Origin of the sequence: Flavobacterium sp. SORGH_AS_0622 (assembly GCF_030818825.1) — a bacterium.
Taxonomy (GTDB): domain Bacteria; phylum Bacteroidota; class Bacteroidia; order Flavobacteriales; family Flavobacteriaceae; genus Flavobacterium.
Window position 1 is genome coordinate 661,415 of the sequence record NZ_JAUTAX010000001.1, and the last position, 20,880, is coordinate 682,294.

Consider the following 20,880-nt stretch of genomic DNA (forward strand, 5'->3'; position numbering starts at 1 on the left):
TGAAACAAAAAATAAAAGTTAAGAAGTTACTAAGTTTTTGAGGTTTTCGTTGAAAGTCTCAGAAACTTAGTAACTTTGCAGCTTAGTAACTAAAAAAGAATGGCTAAAGTAGTATTAGAATGTTCGTTTTGTGGAAGAAAGAAGCCAGAAACTAATTTATTGATTGCTGGAATCAATGCACATATTTGTGATAAGTGTATTGAGCAGGCACACGGAATTGTATTAGAAGAATTAAAGTCTAGTGGAAGCGCAAAACTTGTTGGAGATTTAATTTTAAAGAAGCCAAAAGAAATTAGGGCTTTCTTAGATCAATATGTTATTGGTCAGGATCAAACTAAAAAAGTAATGTCAGTTGCGGTTTACAATCACTACAAGCGTTTAATGCAGCAGCAATTAGACGACGAAGTAGAGATTGAAAAAAGTAACATCATTATGGTGGGTCAAACCGGAACTGGAAAAACATTAGTTGCAAAAACAATTGCAAAAATGTTAGATGTTCCTTTGGCTATTGTTGATGCAACAGTATTAACAGAAGCTGGTTATGTTGGAGAAGATGTTGAAAGTATCTTAACCCGTTTACTTCAAGCTGCTGATTATGATGTAGCTAAAGCAGAAAGAGGAATTGTTTTTATTGATGAAATTGATAAAATTGCCCGTAAGAGCGATAATCCATCAATAACACGTGACGTTTCTGGTGAGGGAGTTCAACAAGCATTATTAAAATTATTAGAAGGAACTGTTGTAAACGTACCGCCAAAAGGAGGTCGTAAACACCCAGACCAAAAATTTGTTGAGGTAAATACTCAAAATATATTGTTTATTGCAGGAGGAGCTTTTGATGGAGTAGAACGTATTATTTCTAAACGTTTAAACCGTCAGGCAGTTGGTTATTCCACTTCTAAAAATGTAGACAATATTGATAAAGACAATTTACTGCAATACATTATTCCAAAAGACATTAAAGATTTTGGATTAATTCCAGAGATTATTGGTCGTCTGCCAGTTTTAACACATATGGATCCTTTGGATAAAGAAACACTTCGTGCTATTTTGACACAGCCTAAAAATGCATTAATAAAACAATATCAAAAATTATTCTTGATGGATGATGTTGAGTTTACTATTACAAACGAGGCTTTAGATTTTATTGTGGATAAAGCATTAGAATATAAATTAGGTGCACGTGGGCTTCGTTCTTTATGTGAAGCTATCCTAACTGATGCTATGTACGAATTGCCAACTTCAGATGACACTAGTCTGACAATTGACAAAGAATATGCAGAACATACATTAAGTAAAAATTTATTGAAGCGTATGGAAATTGCTTCTTAAATCTTAAATATCACTTTGTCAAAGTTTTAAATTTTGACAAAGTTTTTTTTTTTAACCTGCTCACTGAGCAGGTTTTTTTTATGCTTTTCAAAAACTTTTTGTTTGTTGTATGGAATAAATTTTAAAGATTTTTTTCTTCTGAAAACAAAAAGTTGAATTTTAGCCCTGATCGAAACGGCATCCTTTTGCTCTGGGGTTCAGAGCAAAAGATATAGTGTAGAGCAGGACCGAAAGTTCTTTTGAAAACAAAATTTTTCTGCTGCTAAAAAAAAACTACTGCACCCTAAATTTCTCTCTATATTCAATTGGTTTCATACCGACCATTTTATAGAACACTTTTCTAAAAGCTTTTGGGTCATTGTAACCTGTTTTTTCGATGATTTCTGAAATGGAAAGCTGAGTTTGCTCTAAGTATTTTTTTGAACTTTCGACTCTTATATTCTGAAGATATTCTATTGGCGGAATTCCGGTTACCTGCTTAAAGCGACGTGTCATGTTTCTGGCACTTGTTGGAATGTCTTTGGTAATTTCTTCCAGTTTTTCTATTGTATGATATTGGCTTTCAATTTTTTGCTGCAACATCGCCACCAAAGTATCATTGTGCAAATGATTGGGTCTAAAAGTGCTGAAATAACTTTGTTTATATCTGTTTAAATCGATAGAAAAGATTTTAGCAATATTGACAGCCATTTCGTTGCCGCAGAATTTTTGAACTAAAAGAATTAATAAATGAAAAGTTGAGGTAGATCCGCCGCTGGTATACAAACTTCCATCAGCAGTTAGAGTTTCTTCGGGTTTTAATTTTACCATCGGAAATGCTTTTGTAAAAGCACTGCAGGCGTCAACATGTGTGGTAGCCAGTTTTTCGTTTAACAAACCAGAAGCGGCAAACAAAAATGCTCCAGTACAAAAACTGGCCAATTCGGCTCCAGCTTGATGTTGTTTTTGAAGCCAAGGAATGAAATTTTTATTCTTCTTAATCATTTCACTCATATTGTCAGTTGTAAAAGCGGGAATTAAAATCAGATCCAAAATAATATTAGACGTTTCAATTACGTTAGATACATATCCAAACAAATTTCCCTCATCATTTTGTTCTTTCGATTGAAAAATCATGATTTCAAATGGTTTTTCGTTTCCTGAACTGAGTTTGTTAGTAGTTTCAAATACTTCTAATATCGCTGCAATACTTAATAATTTGTAGTCGTGAGGTACGATTAATCCTAATTTCTTGCTCATGGTTTTTATTGTTTTTGAAATGTAACTTCAAACAAAAATAATCATTTTGTCTTAAATGCCCCTAAAAATGACTTTTATTGGCATTTTTAACTAATCTTAAAATTTTACATTTGTTTTAATTAATTCGTAATTTTATAAAGATGAAAACAAAGATATTCTTAAATCTTGCTGTAAAAGATTTAAATCGTTCAGTATCCTTTTTTAAGGATTTAGGCTTTTCATTCGATTCTAGGTTTACAAATGAAAAGGGAACTTGTTTAATTGTTGGTGAAAATATAAATGTGATGCTTTTGGTTGAGGACTTTTATAAAACATTTACCAATAAGCAAATTTGTGATACTGCTACAACCAGCGAAGTCCTTATTTCTATTTCTGTTGAAACACGCGAAAGAGTGAATGAAATAATGGAAAAAGCAGTTAAAGCCGGCGGAACTGATTACAATAAAGAGCATGATTATGAATGGATGTACCAAAGAACTTTTCTGGATCTAGATGGGCATCATTGGGAAGTTTTCTATATGGATGAAAGCCAGATACCAAATAATTAACTATGATTTCGGTAGAAGCTATAATTAATGCACCTATAGAAAAAGTTTGGGAGCTGTGGACATTGCCTGAGCATATTATAAATTGGAATAATGCTTCTCCAGATTGGCATACGCCTTTTGTAGAAAATAATGTAACAGAAGGAAGTAAATTTAAATTTACCATGGCTCTAAAGGATGGAAGCGATGGTTTTGATTTTGAAGGCATATACACGAAAATTGACAAATATTCATTAATAGAATATAAGCTTTATGATAATAGAACGGCAAGTGTTCATTTTGAAATTCAAGACAATCAAGTAAAAATTACTGAAACATTTGAGCCGACAGCAATCGAATCTGCAGATATGGAAGAAAAATTTTGTACGGCTATTATCCAAAATTTTAAAAGCTACGTGGAGAATTTTAAACGATAAATCAATTTATAAATTATAAAATAAAAATCATGATAACAATCAAAAATACCGTTAATGCATCTTTAGACAAAGTTTGGGATTTATGGAATACGCCAGAACATGTTAAGAATTGGAGTTTTGCATCTCCAGACTGGCACACACCGTATGCAGAATCTGATTTAAGAGAAGGAGGAAAATTTAAATCGACTATGGCAGCAAAAGATGGAAGCATGAGTTTCGATTTTGAAGGTGAATTTACTTTGGTTAAACCAAAAAGTGCACTCGAATATGTTATTGCAGATGGAAGAAAGGTTGAAATTAAGTTTACAGAAACGGCAGACGGAGTCGAAATTGTTGAAAGTTTTGATCCAGAAACGCAAAATCCAGAAGAAATGCAGCGCGCAGGCTGGCAGGCAATCTTGGATAATTTTAAAAATTACGTAGAAAAAAAATAATTTTTTTCTTTAGGTTCAAAGGCTCAAAGGCTCAAAGGCTCAAAGATTCAAAGATTCAAAGATTCAAAGATTCAAAGGCTAAAAGGTTCAAAGGTTCAGAGGCTTACACATTACTTACTATCACAATATCTAACCAAAAAAACAAAAAGATGACAAAACAAATATGGTTGAATCTTCCTGTAAAGGATGTAGCAAAAGCGAAAGATTTTTTCTGGAAAATTGGTTTTTCGTTTAATGAACAGCATGATACGCCAAGTTCGACGTGCATGGTTGTAGGTGAAGGACATTTTGTTGTAATGCTTTTTGAAGAAATGCTTTTTTCCAGCTTTTCTCAAAACAGTATTACCGATACTAAATCGAGCTCGGAAGTATTGATTTCGATTGATGCTGAAAGCAGAGAAGAAGTTGATGAATTAGCAGAAAAAGTAAAAGAAGCTGGCGGAACTGTTTTTGCTCCTCCTGCAGAAAGTCAAGGTTGGATGTACGGCTGTGGTTTTGCCGATTTAGATGGTCATCGTTGGAATGTTTTATTTATGGACTTTAGTAAATTACCAAATTAAGATGGAAAAATTAAAATTTAATATCAGTATCAAGGCTTCTAAAGAAAAGATTTGGAAAGTCTTATGGGAAGACGAAACTTACAGAAAATGGACCGGAGTTTTTTATGAAGGGTCCTATGCAGTAAGTGATTGGAACGAAGGTGGAAAAATACACTTTCTTGGGCCTGACGGTGGAGGAATGAATAGTATAATCGAGAAAAAAATCCCAAATGAATATATGGCTTTTAAGCATTTGGGAGAACTGAAAGATTTTAAGGAATTACCCCTCAATGAAGAAACAAATGAATGGAGCGGTTCAATGGAAACCTATAGATTAACTCAAAACGGAGATGCAGTTGATCTTGAGGTAGAAGTTGATGTAACCGAAAAGCATATAGACTATTTTAAAGGTACTTTTCCAAAAGCATTGGATCGAATTAAAGAATTGTCTGAGGAATAAGTAAGAGAGTAAAGAGTAAAGAGTAAAGAGTAAAGAGTAAAGAGTAAAGAGTAAAGAGTGTATCTATAACTAAAAGATTAGTAAAAAAGACATTAACAATTTATAATTAACAATCAACAATTAATAAAAAAACATCATGGCAGCAATAAATCCTTATTTAATGTTTAATGGAACTTGCGAAGAAGCATTTCTATTCTATAAATCAGTTTTCGGCGGCGAATTTCCGTACATCGGAAAATACAAAGACGCACCAGCAGAAGAAGGTGAGCAACTCTCTGAGGAAGCTCTAAATAGAATTATGCACGTTTCACTCCCAATTGGGAATACGATTTTAATGGGAAGTGACAGTCATCCAAGATATGGGGATGTTGGTTTTGGTGATAATTTTTCCATTTCGATTAATGTAGAAAGCACAGATGAAGCAGATAGAATTTTTAACGGACTTTCGGCAGGAGGAAAAGTAGAAATGCCTATGAACAAAACCTTCTGGGGTGCATATTTTGGAATGTTCAAAGATAAATTCGGTGTGAACTGGATGGTAAATTTTGATGAAAATCAGCCGAATAAATAATTAAAAAGTTATGTTATTTTAATAGCGGAACATAATTGTTAAATTACTCCAAAAAGCACATGAAAATGTGCTTTTTCTTTTCAAAAAAACAAAGATTATTCTTTTTTATAAAGCATAGATTGTCGATTTTTGTCGCTTCAAAATCAATAATAGGAAAAATGGCGATAGAAGATAAAGAGATAATTTTATTAAAAGTTTCAGGACACGATAAAATTGGAGTTACAGCAGGTTTAACAGCTGTATTGGCTGCGTACGATGCTAATATTTTAGATATTGGACAAGCTGATATTCATGATACGCTGTCACTTGGAATTTTATTCGAGATTGAAGCAGGGTCTTCTTCTGCGCCAGTTTTAAAAGATCTTTTGTTTAAAGCCTATGAACTAGAAATCAAAGTAAAATTTATTCCGATTTCTATTGAAGATTACGAAAAGTGGGTAAAATCACAATCTAAACAGCGCTATATCATCAATATTTTGGGAGAAAAACTGGCCGCTTCACAATTAGCAGCAGTGACCAAAATAATGTCAGATCAAAACCTGAATATCGATTCTATCATTCGATTAACAGGAAGAACTTCTATTGTCGAAAAAGAAGAGTATCCGCGTTCTTGTATTCAATTGTCTGTAACAGGCGAAATTGTAAACAAGATCATTATGACGGCAAGTTTCATGGAAATTTCTAGAACACTTAATGTCGACATTTCTTTCCAAGAAGATAACATTTATAGAAGAAACCGCCGATTAGTATGTTTCGATATGGACTCAACTCTTATTCAAACAGAAGTAATCGACGAGCTTGCAGAACTTAATGGAGTAGGAGATCAAGTAAGAGCTATTACAGAATCGGCTATGAATGGAGAGATTGATTTCAACGAAAGTTTCAAGCAGCGTATGGCTTTACTTGAAGGTTTAAGCGAAGAAGTACTGCAAAATGTTGCAGTCAATTTACCAATAACACAAGGAGCACATCGTTTAATGAAAGCTCTAAAATATTACGGTTATAAAACGGCAATACTTTCTGGAGGGTTTACGTATTTTGGAGAATACCTTCAAAAAGAATTAGGAATAGATTATGTTCACGCCAATCAGTTAGAAATAAAAGACGGAAAACTTACAGGTAAATATATTGGTGATATTGTAGACGGTCAGAAAAAAGCAGAATTCTTAAAAGCAATTGCTGAGAAAGAAGGAATTCACATTAATCAAACCATTGCAGTTGGAGACGGAGCAAACGATTTACCAATGCTAAATTTAGCGGGTCTAGGAATCGCTTTCCATGCCAAACCAAAAGTAAAAGAAAGCGCTTCAACTTCAATTTCAAGTTTAGGTCTTGACGGAGTTTTATATCTTTTAGGTTACCACGACAGATATATTGATATGATGTAATTCGAATTGTTACTCTGAGCGAAGTTGCAAGATTTTATATAGAAAATGGCTTCGACTCCGCTCAGCCTGACAATAGAGAAAAATTACTTTCGAGCTTCTAACTCCTTTTTAATTTCTTTTAAAGTATTCATATTCAAAATAAAAATAGGAAGCAATGCAATCGGAATAACGTTTGAAGCGCTAAAACCTTTATTCGCTACAAGAAAAATGTTAAGTCCAAACAAAAAAAGTAATACCACACCAAATAGGTAAGTTACTGTTTTTAAAGATTTTTGTGTTTTGACTAATTCTTCACTAGTCATTTCGTTAAAATTCTTTTTCATTTTAGTTGAAGATTTATTTTGGATTTAAACTTTAATAGACTGCATCTCCTTCAACTGCTCCAAATAATCTCTTTGGTTCGAAAGTCTTGGAATTTTATGCTGTCCGCCTAATTTGTCTCTTTCCTTCAGCCAATCATAAAATAGATTTTCACGAGCTACATTAATTACTAAAGGGTTTAAAGTCATATTATTGTAGCGTTTAGCTTCGTAATCTGAATTTAAAGTCTGTAAAGTTTCGTCTAGGACTTTTTGGAAAAGGCCAACATCAGCAGGTCTTTTCTTAAATTCAATCATCCATTCGTGTGCGCCTTTTTCTTTGTCCTGCATAAAAATAGGAGCAACAGTATAATCAATCACTTCAGTTTGTGTAATCTGGCAGGCTTTTGCAATCGCTTGATCGGTATTTTCAACCATTAATTCTTCACCAAAAACATTAATATGATGTTTCGTTCTTCCAGTAACTCTTATACGATATGGATTTAATGATGTAAAACGAACTGTATCGCCAATTAAATAACGCCACAAACCAGAATTTGTAGTAATTACAATAGCATAGTTTTTATTCAATTCGACATCGACCAAACGAATTACTTTTTGATTCGAAGTTCCAAAAGTGTCCATCGGAATAAATTCATAGAAAATCCCGTAATCAAGCATCAATAATAAATCACTCGAATTGTTCAAATCCTGAATCGCAAAAAAGCCTTCAGAGGCATTGTAAATTTCGTAATATCTAAAATCTTTGCTAGGTAGCAATTTTTTGTATTGTTCTTTATAAGGAGAGAAACTCACTCCGCCGTGAAAATAAACTTCAAGATTTGGCCAGAGCTCTAATAAACTTTGTTTACCAGTATTTTCTAAAACCTTATTCATTAAAACCAACATCCAGGAAGGAACTCCCGCAAAACTGGTAACATTTTCATTTTTGGTTTCATTAATAATTGCAGCGATTTTAGTTTCCCATTCACTCATTAACGAAGTTTTACTGCTTGGTGTACTGCTGAATTCAGCCCAAATTGGCATGTTCTCAATTAAAATTGCAGACAAATCGCCAAAGAAGGTGTTGTTATTTTCGTAAATCTGAGAACTCCCGCCTAAGCGAAGACTTTTTCCTAAAAACAGCTCAGAATCTTCATTGTTATTCAAATACAGGCATAAAAGATCTTTACTGCCTTTGTAGTGGCAATCTTCCAGTGCTTCATTACTTACAGGAATAAATTTACTTTTTGCGTTTGTAGTACCGCTCGATTTGGCAAACCATTTAATTGGAGTTTCCCAGAAAACGCCTTGTTCACCCTGACGTGTACGTTCAATTAAAGGCTGTAATTCCTCATAACTTGCAATAGGAACTCTTTCTGCAAAAGTTTGATAAGATTTTATTGTCGAAAATTCATATTGTTTTCCAATAACAGTATTTTCAGATGCCGTCAATAAGTTGTGCAATAGTTCTTCTTGAACTTCATTTGGGTATTTTAAAAAAAGTTCTATTTGGTGAATCCGTTGTTTAAGGACCCATGATGCAAACGAATTGATTATAGATAGAGGCATGAATTTGTTTTTTAGATTACTGATTTTAGGTTTTAAATTTTACAGGTGATGTAAAAACAAAAAACTTAAAATTTGAATATCGAGAGACAAATAGTAACTTTGTCTTCATATCAAAAATAGTATTTTTTTGTAAAAAACAACCCGATTTCTAGCAAAGATTCTAATTAGTAGGTCGAATTTTAACACTAAAATGTCTAATTCTTTTGATAATTCCAAAATAGCAATATAAATAAAAATACGAATGCAATATCAAGGTGTCCTGACAAAAATGCAAACCGAACTTGGAAGTCCAATTCAATATTATTTGGTCTTTGAAGACAGTTTTCTAAATGTTAATCAATTATTGGATAAAGAAATCGAAATTAGCTTTTTGGGCTGCCAGTGTTTAAATTGCAGTAAAAAGAAGAAAATTTACCGCCAAGGTTTTTGTTACGACTGTTTTTATTCAAGTCCGGCAGTTGGTGACTGGATTATGAGACCAGAATTAAGTACAGCACATTTAGGAATTGCAGATCGTGATTTAGATTATGAATCAAAAGCACAATTACAGCCGCATATCGTTTATTTAGCCACTGCTTGCGAAATAAAGGTAGGAGTAACTCGTAAAACTCAAGTCCCAACTCGTTGGATCGATCAAGGTGCATCTCAGGCAATTGCAGTTGTTGAGGTTCCAAATAGATATCTGGCAGGAATTACAGAGGTTGCTTTAAAAAACCATTACACGGACAAAACCAATTGGAGAAAAATGCTTCAAAATTCTACCGAAACTTTTGATTTAATTGCAGAAAAAGTGAAAATTGAAAGTTTAATTCCGGCTGAGGTTAAAGATTATTTTTATTCTCAAAAAGATGATTTGTACGATTTACAATATCCTGTTTTGAGTTATCCTGCAAAAGTAAATAGCTTAAATCTGGATAAAATGCCTTCGTTTCAAGGAAAATTAGTTGGGATAAAAGGACAATATTTAATTTTTGAAAACGGAACTGTTTTTAATGTTCGTGGTTCCGAAGGCTATGTTGTAAGTATAGACGTCTAGCATTATTTCCTGTTTGTCTATCCTTATTCAGCACCCGTATAATAATTTTCATCAATTATCATAATCATTGTATTTTTAGAATTTTTAAGAATAGGTGATGTGAATTTTGATAAATTTGATTACAATTTTGTAATAATTACTTATTCAAAGAAATTAATTTTAGAAACAAAAAAAAGCCTAGATTTGAAGTTTGTTCTATCTAAGGCTTTTTTTTAAAATTAAATCGAAATTATTTAATTCTTTAATTATAAATAATAAATGAGTACTTTAAGCAAAATAAACAATTTTAGAAGAGGCGTGATGCGTGGTCTGACTAAAAACATTGGAAAACCAAAAACGGAACGTGATATTGTTTTGGTTGATAAAACTGAAATTAAACGCGTTTTAATTTGCAGACCAAATGGCAGACTGGGCAATCTTTTATTAATTACGCCGCTGGTTCAAGAAGTAGCAGAAACTTTCCCGAATTGTAAAATTGATTTGTTTGTAAAAGGTACATTAGCACCAATTGTTTTTGAAAATTATCAGGCAGTTAACAAAACAATTCATTTACCCAAAAAACCTTTTAAAAGTTTAGTTGAGTATATGAAGGTTTGGATTTCTATTAAGAGCGAACCTTATGATATGGCTATAAATGTCGATCAAAATTCTTCTTCTGGCAGATTGGCTGTACGATTTTCAAGAGCAAAGTATAAATTCTACGGAGATTTGGATGGTGAGCTAACAGAATCAAAAACGGATTATGACCATATTGCTAAATACCCGGTTTATAATTTCAGGACTTATTTAACAAAATTAGGATTGCCTAAAAGCAATAAAATAGTAGCATCTTTGGATCTTAAACTTACTGATGCAGAGCTCGATAACGGAAAGAAAATTTTAGATCTTATAACTCCAGATCCATCAAAACGAACAATCTGTATCTTTACTTATGCAACGGGAGCTAAATGCTATTCAGGAGAATGGTGGGAAAACTTTTATTCTAAACTTAAAGAAGAATACAGCAATTATAATATTATTGAAATATTGCCAGTTGAAAACGTTTCGCAAATTGGGTTCCAAGCGCCAACCTATTACAGTAAAGATATTCGCGAAATGGGATCTGTATTGGCAAATGTAGATTTGTTTATTGGTGCAGACAGCGGTATTATGCATTTAGCAAGTGCTGCTCAAACTCCAACTGTTGGATTGTTCTCAGTTTCAGAATTAAAAAAATACGCCCCTTATGATAGTGGAAGTGTAGGAGTGGATACTAGAAAATGTATGCCTTTAGAATATTTCCAAATTATCAATTCAATTTTAGATAACGGGAAATTAAAAACATATCCTAAAGCAGTATAAAAAAAGGCCAATCATTTGATTGGCCTTTTTATTAGTATACTGAGATTAGTTTTTCTTTTTGAAAAGACCATTCAGCAAATCACTTGCTTTTTTGGTAACTTCTTGTGTTTTCTGTTCTTTTTCTGTTTTTGCAGCCTGCGTTGTATCTTTAGCTTTTGTGTTTTTGTTGATTAAATCAGTAAGAGCCGAAGTTCCTTTTTGAGTCAATTTATCTTTCTGCTGATTAACCAGTTGTGTAGTCAAACTACTTACGGCAGTTTTCATATCTGTACTGATTTTAGGATTCGAAAAGTTTCCAGTCAAAGAAGCATTTATTGGAATATTATCCAGTTTTGCGGCATCTGCAGGAGACAATTTTGCAATTAAATTGTTGGCTTCTGTTCCTAAATATTTAGCAGGAACATCAAACTTAATGGTATAATTCATAGTTTGGTCAAAACCGTGAGTTCCTCCAACTGTAGCTTTAATATCTTGATATCTAATATCAAATGGTTTTACGTTTACTCTTCCGTTTTCAAAAGTCAGAGCTGCTTTAATATCATTTAAATTAACTTTGTTTAAATCGATAAACTTAACATTTGAACTTAAGGCATTAAGTAAAGTTGAGTTTTTAGCATTTACGGTAGTCGAAAGCAATTGACCGATTAAGTCTCCTGAAATCGATTTTAAATCTGGCGTTAATTCTTTAGCATCTAAATTTCCATTCAGTTTAATAGTCGAATTTAATTTTCCATTAATAATTCCAGCTATTGGGGCAATTTTTTTCATCATGTCCAATTGCGTAAAAGTCTGTGCAATATCAACTTGATTAAATCCTAAATTCATATCAAAAGTTGGAACCTTTTCTTTTGTAGAAACAGCACCATTAAGACCAATTGTTCCGCCAAAAATAGAAGTTTTAAAGTTTTCTAAAGTTGCTTTTTCATCTTTGATAAGTAACTTTCCAGAAACATCTTTTAGTTTTAAATTGTCGTATAAAACAGTTGTAGCTTTTGCATTTAAAGTACAATTTAAAAAAGCAGGAATCTTCATTGCTTCAGCTGGTTTTGCCGGAGTTTTAGTCTCTGTTTTTGCAGGTTCACCAGAAGTCATAAAATCATCAACAGCCAATTGATTCGAGCTCATGTTGAAGTTTCCTCTAAGTTCTTGTTTTTTAAACATAAAACCGTAGAAATTCTCCAACACTCCGTTGATAGCAATATCACTTTTTCCAGTTGTCGCATTAAACTGTTTTAAGTTAATTTTGCTCGGATTGAATTCTACCAATGCCGTACTGATGTTCATAGATTTATTGTTTTCATCTGTATATTTAAATCCAGATAAACTCATTGTTCCAGCATTTTTTATGTTTTGATACTGGCTTTTTTCAACAGAAGCCATGTCAAAATTAGTTGTAACATCAGCTTTTAAAATTCCAGCCAAAGGTTTATCCATTTTAATTGGATATGCTTTCGAAAGGTTCGCCAAGTTAATTGTTCCTTTTAAAGCCGCATCAACAATCGGATTTACGGTTATATTTTTAATATTCGCTTTAGCGTTAAAAACATCCTGATCAATTCTAAACGAAAGTTTATCTAAGTTTACATAAGTATCGTTTAGAATTCCAGTTTCGTTAATGATTTTAGTATCAATTACAATATTCTGAACAGATTTTGGAAGGTTTGGATATTGGAAAGAAGCATTATTAGATGCGATTTCAATATTAAATTTAGGAACAGTTGTTTCTGTTAATTCACCTTTAGCAAAACCATTTACGGTAAAATCTCCAGTAGTTTTTACGCCGTCTAAACTCGAAGCATAAGCTGAAGGGATTAACCCTAAGAAGTTGGTAAATGATGAAGTAGGTGTTTTAAATTTCAAATCGTAAATCTGTTTATTTTCAGCCATTTGAATGAATCCGTCAAATTCCAAAGGTAATTGATTGATTAAAGCTTTATTCTCTTTAAAAGTATATTTGCTTTTTTCTAAATCAATTCCAAGAACTGCGTCTAAAGTAAGTTTGACATTTTTCATGTAATTCATTTTATCCATGTCCAATGAAACTTTTGCAGTAGTTTTTGTATCCAAATCTAATTTTGAATTGGTAAAATCTCCAGTTCCTTCATGATTCAAACTGTCAATAACCATCTTGATTTTTGAACCTTGATCGATATATCTAAAAGTGAAATTCTCGATTTTATAATTTTGAATTTTTAAAGAAAGCGGTTTGCTTTCCTCACTTTTTTTGTCATCTTTTTTATCTTTTAATGCAATATCAAAGTTTCCAACACCATCTTTATTAAAAATGATATTCACTAATCCGTTTGTAGAACTAATTCCCTGAATGCTTAACGGTTCTTCTTTTCCTTTGAAAAGTTCTTTGATACTCATTTTTAAATTTAACTCGCCTAAAGAAACTAATGTATCGCCTTCAAAAGGAGCTTTGTTAATAATCACAAGTTTCTCAATTCCGACTGTTGCGTTTGGGAAATTTTTGAATAAACTTAAATCAGCATCTTTAAAACTTACTTTGGCATCAACACTTTCGTTAATGGCCTCGGCAATTTTGGCTTTAATTTGATCTTTAAAGAAATACGGAATGGCAAATAATGCGGCAACAAATACCACAATGACTATGGCACTTATTTTTAAAACTTTCTTTAGCATATAAATAGATTTGAGGGTTTAACATCTTAAAAATGACTCCTGCAAAAATAGTTTTTTTTAGCAGAGTACGGAGATAAAGTTTTCTTAAAAATGTAAGAATTTTACTTTTATTTGTTAAATAAAAAAAATCCGATTGAAATTAGTTCAAACGGATTTTTAATATTCTTTATTTCATTATTTCTGAATAAATGAAACAATCTTATCGACCAGCGTTTCAGATATAGGAAGTGTTTCATTATTATAACTCGCTAAATTGGCGTCTTTATCACCGTCAATGATTTTTAAAACGTGATTCATTTTGTCAATTATAACCATTTCAGAATTCTTATTGGCTTCAGATAAATTTTCGGCATCTTTCACAGTAACTTGGATATCATTGTTTCCTTGCAGAATTAAAATTGGAATAGTAACTTTCTTTATTTCTGTCTGAGGATTGTATTTGAACCAAGAAATGAGATAAGGCTGAATACTTGGTCGGAAAAGTGAAACCACCATCGGATCAACTTTTTTTACTGTAAATCCGTTTTTTAAACTGTCGATTATAGGAAAAGTCATATCGTTAAGCTGTTTCATAGATCTTGAACCAATCTGCGTTTTGATAATTTTATCTGCAGAATCACCTGCACCTGCAATCGAAACAAACTTATCTGCTTTGGCGCACGCAATCATTCCTATTAATGATCCTTCGCTATGCCCAATTACTACTATTTTAGAGAAACGTTTATCTTGTTTTAAATAATTAATCCAGCTTTTAGTATCGTCTATATAATTTTCGAAAACCAAGCTGCTTTCAGATAATCCGCCGGCTGCTTTGCTTTCGCCAATTCCTCTTTTATCAAATCTTAAAGATGCAATTCCGTTTTTAGCCAGGGCTTCTGCCAGCATTTTTAAAGAATTGTTTTTCATCATTGCATTGTTGCCATTTCTATCTGTTGGTCCAGAGCCCGCAATAATCAAAGCGACTGGATATTTTTTTGTTAGATCTGGCGTAGTCAGCGTACCAAAAATTTGATTGGTATTTATTTTTAAGACTGCTGGAGTTTCTTTAAAAGTAATTTCTTTTTTGTTCTGCGCATTTAAAACGCTCCAAAACAAAACCGTTAAAAAAAGGATTATCTTATTCATTTTAATAAATATTGATTCCGTAAGGCATTAATGCTTGTATTCCTTTTTGTTTTTGAAATTTCTTTACTTGTTCGATAAGAAGATAATTTTCTTCTCCAATTTCTTCTTTAATAAAAGCTTCTTTCGATTTTGCAAAAGGCATGCTAGAAAGTAAATCGTTAAAAGTCTTTTCGTATTCAGGATAATTCTGAGTGCTGTATTTTTTTATTTTGGCAATCTTAGCAGCTTCGGCAATTGCAGCATTCAATCCTCCAATTTTATCTACTAAACCTAATTTTAAAGCTTCTGTTCCTGACCACACTCGGCCTTGCGCAATAGCATCAACTTGATCAAAAGACATTTTACGTCCGTTTGCTACACGCGTTACAAAAGTGTTGTAAATTTTTTCGACTCCTTCTAATGTAAAAGCTTTGAACTTCTCATCAACTGGCAAAAACGGACTGTAATTTGCTGCATTTTCATGAGTTTTTACTTGTTCTGAATTGATTCCTAATTTATTAGCCAAAGGACTGAAGTTTGGAAGTACTCCAAAAACACCAATTGATCCTGTAATTGTATTGTTTTCTGCAAATATTTTATTGGCGTTGCAGGCAATGTAATAGCCGCCAGAAGCAGCATAATTCCCCATAGAAACCACGACTGGTTTTACTTTTTTAGTAACCTCAATTTCTCTCCAGATTAAATCAGAAGTCAGGGCGCTTCCTCCTGGGCTGTCAATTCTAAGAACGATCGCTTTTACATCGTCATTTTTTCTTGCTTCCTGCAAAGAACGACGCATCGAACCTTCTCCAATAGTATTTACATCTCCTTCGCCGCTTCCAATTTCACCTTGAGCATAAATAATTGCAATTTGATCAGTTGCAGTATTAGCTAGGGCAGTTGTAGCATTATTTTGAGTATAATCTAAAATCGAAATTTTATTGTAATCTTCATCTTTATCTACTTTCAATGCTTTTCTAATGGCATCGTGATATACGTCTTCATAAGCAATTACATCTACCAAATGCTGCTGCTTTGCCATTTCAGGAGTTCTGGCTAAAAGTCCGTTGGCAATTTCATTTAATTTTGGCAGCGGAATATTTCTACTTTTTGAAATATCAGTAGAAACAGTAGCCCAAATTGAGTTTAAAAGCGCAGTAATCTGTTCTCTGTTAGCATCACTCATGCTGTTTTGTAAAAAAGGCTCAACGGCACTTTTATATTTTCCATGACGGATCACTTCCATATGAATTCCTGATTTTTCTTGAAAATCTTTGAAAAACATTACTTCAGAAGAAAGTCCTTTAAAATCTAAATCACCAACTGGATTTATATATATTGTATTAGCTACAGAAGTTAAATAATATTCTTTCTGCGAATATGTATTGGCATAAGCCCAAACAAATTTTCCTGATTTTTTAAAACTTTCAAGAGCATTTCTTAAATCTTTGTATTGAGCAAGACCCAACGAAGATTCATCATTTAAAATAGAGATTCCTTTAATATTATCATCTGTTTTCGCTGCTTCAATTGCATTAATCACATCAGTTAAACCAATACCTTTTTTATCAGAAAAAGCAGTTACCCAAGGATCTTTATACTTCCCAGCATAATCATCTTTGATTTCCTTTAAATTAAATTCAATAACCGAATCAGATTTAACAGAAACCTTGTCGTCTCCGCCAAAAAGTGTGACAATAAAAATTACTCCAAAAAAGAAGAGCATAATAAATACAAAAATACCAATTACGGTAGCAATTACATTTCCTAAAAACTTCATATGTATATTTTTTTAATAAGTAGAGAAAAAGGGCAAAATGTTACAAATTAGACATCTAAAATTATGATAAAATCTAAGACGTCGTTTCACAAATATATTGGTTAATTCTAAAATAGTTTTAGTTAATTTGCATTAATTATGAAATTACAGCATCAAGTCGTTTTATCGATAGGCAGCAACCAAGGCAGCAGACTAGAAAACATCCAAAAATGTATTGATTTAATCCATCAAAAAGTAGGTACTGTCATTCAGGTTTCAAAACTTTACGAAACTCCTGCATGGGGTTTTGAGAGTGATGCATTTTATAATTGTGCACTTCTTTTGCATACCAATTCTTCTGCTCAAAAAATACTAAATCAAGTTTTGAAGGTCGAAAAAGAGCTGGGAAGAATTCGCTTGAATCAAAAAGGTTATCAATCCAGAATTATTGATGTTGATTTAATTGTTTATGATAATGAAATTATTGATTCAGAGAAACTAAAAATTCCGCATCCGCTGATGCAAAATAGGAATTTTGTTTTGCTTCCGATGCAGGATTTGAAGCTAAATTGGAAACATCCTATTTTGCAGAAAACTATAACAGAACTAATTGCTGTTACTCCAGACGAAAGTGTTTGTACTATTGTTCAGGATTTGAAAAACCCGCTCGATGAAATTCCTTTAAATCAATTTAATTATATTTCTTTTGAAGGAAATATTGGTGCAGGAAAAACAACTTTGGTGCATAAGATTGCAGAAGATTTTAATGCTAAAACCGTTTTAGAAAGATTCGCAGATAATCCGTTTCTTCCAAAGTTTTACAAAGATCAAAATAGATATGCTTTTCCTTTAGAAATGTCTTTTTTGGCTGATCGTTATCAACAGTTATCAGATGATTTGGCGCAGTTTGATTTGTTCAAAGATTTTATTGTAGCTGATTATCATATTTTTAAATCGCTGATATTTGCTAAAATTACGCTTGCAGAAGATGAATATCGTTTGTACAGAAATTTGTTCGATATCATTTACAAAGAAATGCCGAAACCAGATCTGTACGTTTATTTATATCAGAATACAGAACGTCTGCTTCAAAATATCAAGAAACGCGGCCGTAATTACGAACAGAACATCGAAGCATCCTATTTAGATAAAATCAACAACGGATACTTAGAATACATAAAATCGCAAACCGACTTGAATGTTTTAATAATCGACGTTTCAGATCGTGATTTTGTAAAAAAACACGAAGACTACGTTTTTATCTTAGATGAAATCAAGAAGAAGTTACGCTAATGTGGTAATTAGATAATTAGTCAATTAGATAATTCTTTTGTGTTTTTAAATTATCTAATTTTCAAATTGGCACATTTTCTAATTCTCAAATTGACACATTATCTAATTAAATCATCTTTTTAAAGTAAAATGACCTCTTAAAATCGGCTTAGTATCATCAATTTTTAAAGCGTACCAATAATCAGAAGCAGGAAGCGGAATTTGGTTTAAATTGCCGTCCCAGCCCATTTTTGATCTGCTTAATTGTGCAACTAGTTTTCCGTATCGGTCAAAAATAGTGACTTCCGCCTGGGGATAATTTTCCATTCCAGTTACCTCCCAAACATCATTGAAAGTGTCGTTGTTTGGAGTGAAAAATGGAGGAAAAACAAGAACTACAAATTGTTTGGTAACTTGTCCGCATCCGCTTTTTTCTCGTGCATAAGCCGTTTGAAGTCCGCCAGGGACATTATAAAAAATGGTAGAATTTTGATAATTGATTCCGTCAACAGAATATTCAAAGTAATCTTCAGCTTTAACAGGATAAATAATGGCTCTCGTTCCTTCAACATCAATACGATCAATTTGTGGAACTTTATGCTCTTCAACCACTATAGTTTTTCTGCTTGTGCAATTCTCAGGAGTAGGACTTGTAACATCAACAGTATAAGTTCCTCCAGAATTAACGGTAGTAGTTTGAGTTGTTGCTCCATTTGACCATTGATAATTCATTCCAGAAATCCCCGCGTCTAGTGTTATAGTTTGAAACTGGCATAACGGTAAAGTTTCATCAGTTACTGCAGGGGGTGTATAAATTACAATGTCTACAGGAATTCGAGTCGAGTTAATACAGCCGTTATTAGAAGATTCAGCATAATAAGTCGTGTTGGAAGAAATTACAGGAGTTAAGAAATTATTTCCCGAAAAAACACTATTTCCTCCTGTAGAAGCTGTAAACCAGTTGATGCTTCCAATATTTGAAGTTGCTTTAATAGTTACAGATCCAGGTCCGCAATTAGTATATGTATTTTGTTCGGCAATTGGGGTTGCTGGAGTGGCATTTACTGTAGCGGTTACAGATTTTCTATTCGATTCGCAGCCCGCATCAACATAATAAGTTGTGGTTGTACTTATTGATGGAGTGGTGTAAGAAGTTCCGGTTCCTAATAAATTTCCTCCCGTAGCGGCATCATACCATCCAATAGTCGCTCCACTTGATGCCGTTGCAGTAAATGTAAAAGTTCCCGAATCACAAACTGGACTCGGATTAGCTGCTGGCGTTGCAACGGGAATTGTAATTTTTGTACTTGCTGCAATTTCCAGTGGAGCTTCGCCTGGCATTCCGCCGTATTCTACAACATATCCTTTTGGCTGATAATTATCGCCGGGAGTCAATGATCCTGTGTTTGATAAATCGTTCCAGGAGCCTCTTATTCCAACTCCTGGCTGTGTAATATGTGCATAATCTTCATCTCCCTGCTGATTAGGTTCTCTCGTATTCCAGAAAGCAAAATTTGGAGTCGAACCGTTTGCATTTCCGTTCCAAAAAATAGTTCCAGCTTCAGGGCCGGTAACCCATTTCCAGACACCTTCTGTTTCCGCATCGCTTCCGCCAATCCATCCAGTTCCAGAAGCCTGTTCACCAATTAATTTAGCCTCATCGGCAGATAAAACTGTAGCTAAATATCCTTGAAGACCGTAATATGTACTGGCAGTGGCTAAATCTCTTGCGTTTGTCCATGTAACGCCTACATTTGGAATAAATAAATAATAATGTCCTGTAGAAGGAAGATAATTAGCTTGACCGATTGTAATAGAAAAAGTTCTTGTTCCAGATGCCGTTGCAGACGAATTGGTGAATACAACATCTTTTACTGCAGCAACAAAATCAGCATACGGAATTATAGTGGAAGAGGTTGATCCAGATAATTGTAATTTTCCTGAAGCTGCATCCCAGCTCGTTATAATATTTGGATGTGATGCAGGATTAGCTAATTCTAAGCGATCAAGTCCGCTTGAGTATCCTGATGAAATCTGTATATAAAGTACCTGTGTTCCGTTTTCTGCAGGATCATGATTGATGGTAAAATCAGTAACAATATTAATTGTAGTTTGTGGACAGTATAATTGATCTCCTTCTGCAATAAGTTTAGGAGGATCAATTACGAAATTGTCTTTCTTATGCTTCTTTATTTTGGGATTTATAGAATGTTTTGAAGTAAGTGTATTCTTTTTGTTAAAAGTTTTTGTGTTTTCATTTGCAATGGAAAAATTAAAACTTAAAACGGAAAATAAAACAAGAATGGTTAGTAATTTGATATTTTTCATTTGCTAAAAATATCAATTAATTAATAACAAAAAAAATAATTTCTATTTCGGCCAATTTATTTTTTGAAACAAATCCCAAACTACTATTCCAGCGCTAACTGCTATATTTAGTGAGTGTTTGGTGCCAAGCTGAGGGATTTCAATACATCCATCGCATATTGCAACAGCTTCCTGTGCAACACCATAAACTTCGTTACCAAATACCAGTGCATATTTTTGATCTTTTTCAATTGTAAAATCTTGAAGAAAAATCGCACTTTCAACCTGTTCAATGGCCATTGTAAGCACATTTTCTTTCTTTAAATTTTCAATAACTTCAAGAACATTTTCATGATGTTCCCATGCTACAGTTTCAGTCGCGCCAAGAGCAGTTTTATGAATTTCTTTGTTTGGAGGAGTGGCAGTAATACCGCATAAAATAATCTTTTCAATCAAAAATGCATCTGCCGTTCTAAAAACAGAACCAATATTGTGAAGGCTTCGGATATCATCTAAAACTAATATTAAAGGTGTTTTTTCAGATTTCTTAAAATCTTCTATAGATTTACGGTCTAGTTCGCTGTTTTCGAGTTTTCTCATTGGTGTTGAATTGTAGTCAT

19 protein-coding genes are annotated in these 20,880 nt (G+C 33.0%); 11 read left to right on the plus strand and 8 right to left on the minus strand.

The genetic code is table 11. From position 1 onward, the window contains the following. Positions 1 to 99: 99 nt before the first annotated feature. The gene (clpX, locus tag QE431_RS02840; protein WP_057117367.1) at positions 100 to 1,332 is read left to right on the plus strand and encodes an ATP-dependent Clp protease ATP-binding subunit ClpX; all 1,233 of its coding nucleotides are present in this window, start codon (positions 100 to 102) and stop codon (positions 1,330 to 1,332) included. Positions 1,333 to 1,605: 273 nt separating this feature from the next. Here clpX and QE431_RS02845 read toward each other — a convergent pair whose 3' ends face one another. Beyond that, positions 1,606 to 2,571, minus strand: a complete 966-nt coding sequence (locus QE431_RS02845) for a GlxA family transcriptional regulator (protein WP_057117365.1) — start codon at positions 2,569 to 2,571, stop codon at positions 1,606 to 1,608. A gap of 140 nt (positions 2,572 to 2,711) precedes the next feature. Between QE431_RS02845 and QE431_RS02850 the strand changes: the two genes are divergently transcribed. The 7 genes from QE431_RS02850 (at position 2,712) to serB (ending at position 6,924) form a co-directional block, all read left to right on the plus strand. Further along, positions 2,712 to 3,119 carry a VOC family protein gene (locus QE431_RS02850; protein WP_307292344.1) on the plus strand — a complete coding sequence of 136 codons (408 nt, stop codon included), beginning with the start codon at positions 2,712 to 2,714 and terminating at the stop codon, positions 3,117 to 3,119. A 2-nt stretch (positions 3,120 to 3,121) separates the two neighbouring features. Continuing rightward, positions 3,122 to 3,532, plus strand: coding sequence for an SRPBCC domain-containing protein (locus QE431_RS02855; protein WP_307292346.1), 411 nt, complete (start codon positions 3,122 to 3,124; stop codon positions 3,530 to 3,532). Between the two features lie 29 nt (positions 3,533 to 3,561). Beyond that, complete coding sequence (locus QE431_RS02860) at positions 3,562 to 3,966, plus strand: SRPBCC family protein (RefSeq protein WP_307292347.1); 405 nt, start codon at positions 3,562 to 3,564, stop codon at positions 3,964 to 3,966. Between the two features lie 149 nt (positions 3,967 to 4,115). After that, the gene (locus tag QE431_RS02865; RefSeq protein WP_281867407.1) at positions 4,116 to 4,526 is read left to right on the plus strand and encodes a VOC family protein; all 411 of its coding nucleotides are present in this window, start codon (positions 4,116 to 4,118) and stop codon (positions 4,524 to 4,526) included. 1 nt (position 4,527) lies between these two features. After that, entirely contained in the window at positions 4,528 to 4,965 is a 438-nt protein-coding gene (locus tag QE431_RS02870) for an SRPBCC domain-containing protein (protein WP_057117672.1), read from the plus strand. Between the two features lie 136 nt (positions 4,966 to 5,101). Further along, entirely contained in the window at positions 5,102 to 5,536 is a 435-nt protein-coding gene (locus QE431_RS02875) for a VOC family protein (RefSeq protein ID WP_057117357.1), read from the plus strand. Positions 5,537 to 5,694: 158 nt separating this feature from the next. Further along, a complete protein-coding gene (gene serB, locus QE431_RS02880) occupies positions 5,695 to 6,924 on the plus strand; it encodes a phosphoserine phosphatase SerB (protein ID WP_057117356.1) in 1,230 nt (409 codons plus the stop codon). Positions 6,925 to 7,007: 83 nt separating this feature from the next. On the opposite strand, the gene QE431_RS02885 is transcribed toward serB, so the two are convergent. Together QE431_RS02885 and QE431_RS02890 are read right to left on the minus strand one after the other, a co-directional pair. Beyond that, entirely contained in the window at positions 7,008 to 7,247 is a 240-nt protein-coding gene (locus tag QE431_RS02885; protein ID WP_057117353.1) for a hypothetical protein, read from the minus strand. Positions 7,248 to 7,271: 24 nt separating this feature from the next. Continuing rightward, positions 7,272 to 8,795 carry a GH3 auxin-responsive promoter family protein gene (locus QE431_RS02890; protein WP_281867409.1) on the minus strand — a complete coding sequence of 508 codons (1,524 nt, stop codon included), beginning with the start codon at positions 8,793 to 8,795 and terminating at the stop codon, positions 7,272 to 7,274. A gap of 241 nt (positions 8,796 to 9,036) precedes the next feature. Between QE431_RS02890 and QE431_RS02895 the strand changes: the two genes are divergently transcribed. Continuing rightward, positions 9,037 to 9,831 (plus strand): DUF2797 domain-containing protein, encoded by a 795-nt coding sequence (locus QE431_RS02895; protein WP_307292356.1) that lies wholly within the window; start codon positions 9,037 to 9,039, stop codon positions 9,829 to 9,831. 258 nt (positions 9,832 to 10,089) lie between these two features. Then, a complete protein-coding gene (locus QE431_RS02900; protein WP_307292358.1) occupies positions 10,090 to 11,172 on the plus strand; it encodes a glycosyltransferase family 9 protein in 1,083 nt (360 codons plus the stop codon). Between the two features lie 45 nt (positions 11,173 to 11,217). Here QE431_RS02900 and QE431_RS02905 read toward each other — a convergent pair whose 3' ends face one another. From QE431_RS02905 to sppA, 3 genes are all read right to left on the minus strand, one after another. Next, positions 11,218 to 13,818 (minus strand): AsmA-like C-terminal region-containing protein, encoded by a 2,601-nt coding sequence (locus QE431_RS02905; protein ID WP_307292360.1) that lies wholly within the window; start codon positions 13,816 to 13,818, stop codon positions 11,218 to 11,220. A 174-nt stretch (positions 13,819 to 13,992) separates the two neighbouring features. After that, a complete protein-coding gene (locus tag QE431_RS02910) occupies positions 13,993 to 14,943 on the minus strand; it encodes a S9 family peptidase (RefSeq protein WP_307292362.1) in 951 nt (316 codons plus the stop codon). A 1-nt stretch (position 14,944) separates the two neighbouring features. Next, positions 14,945 to 16,702, minus strand: coding sequence for a signal peptide peptidase SppA (sppA, locus tag QE431_RS02915; RefSeq protein ID WP_307292364.1), 1,758 nt, complete (start codon positions 16,700 to 16,702; stop codon positions 14,945 to 14,947). A 138-nt stretch (positions 16,703 to 16,840) separates the two neighbouring features. Between sppA and folK the strand changes: the two genes are divergently transcribed. Continuing rightward, the gene (folK, locus tag QE431_RS02920) at positions 16,841 to 17,974 is read left to right on the plus strand and encodes a 2-amino-4-hydroxy-6-hydroxymethyldihydropteridine diphosphokinase (RefSeq protein ID WP_057117340.1); all 1,134 of its coding nucleotides are present in this window, start codon (positions 16,841 to 16,843) and stop codon (positions 17,972 to 17,974) included. Between the two features lie 111 nt (positions 17,975 to 18,085). Here the strand turns inward: folK and QE431_RS02925 are convergent, their stop codons facing one another. Together QE431_RS02925 and QE431_RS02930 are read right to left on the minus strand one after the other, a co-directional pair. Continuing rightward, positions 18,086 to 20,281 (minus strand): T9SS type B sorting domain-containing protein, encoded by a 2,196-nt coding sequence (locus QE431_RS02925; RefSeq protein WP_307292366.1) that lies wholly within the window; start codon positions 20,279 to 20,281, stop codon positions 18,086 to 18,088. Positions 20,282 to 20,323: 42 nt separating this feature from the next. Beyond that, positions 20,324 to 20,860, minus strand: a complete 537-nt coding sequence (locus QE431_RS02930; protein WP_057117336.1) for an RNA methyltransferase — start codon at positions 20,858 to 20,860, stop codon at positions 20,324 to 20,326. Positions 20,861 to 20,880 lie beyond the last annotated feature (20 nt).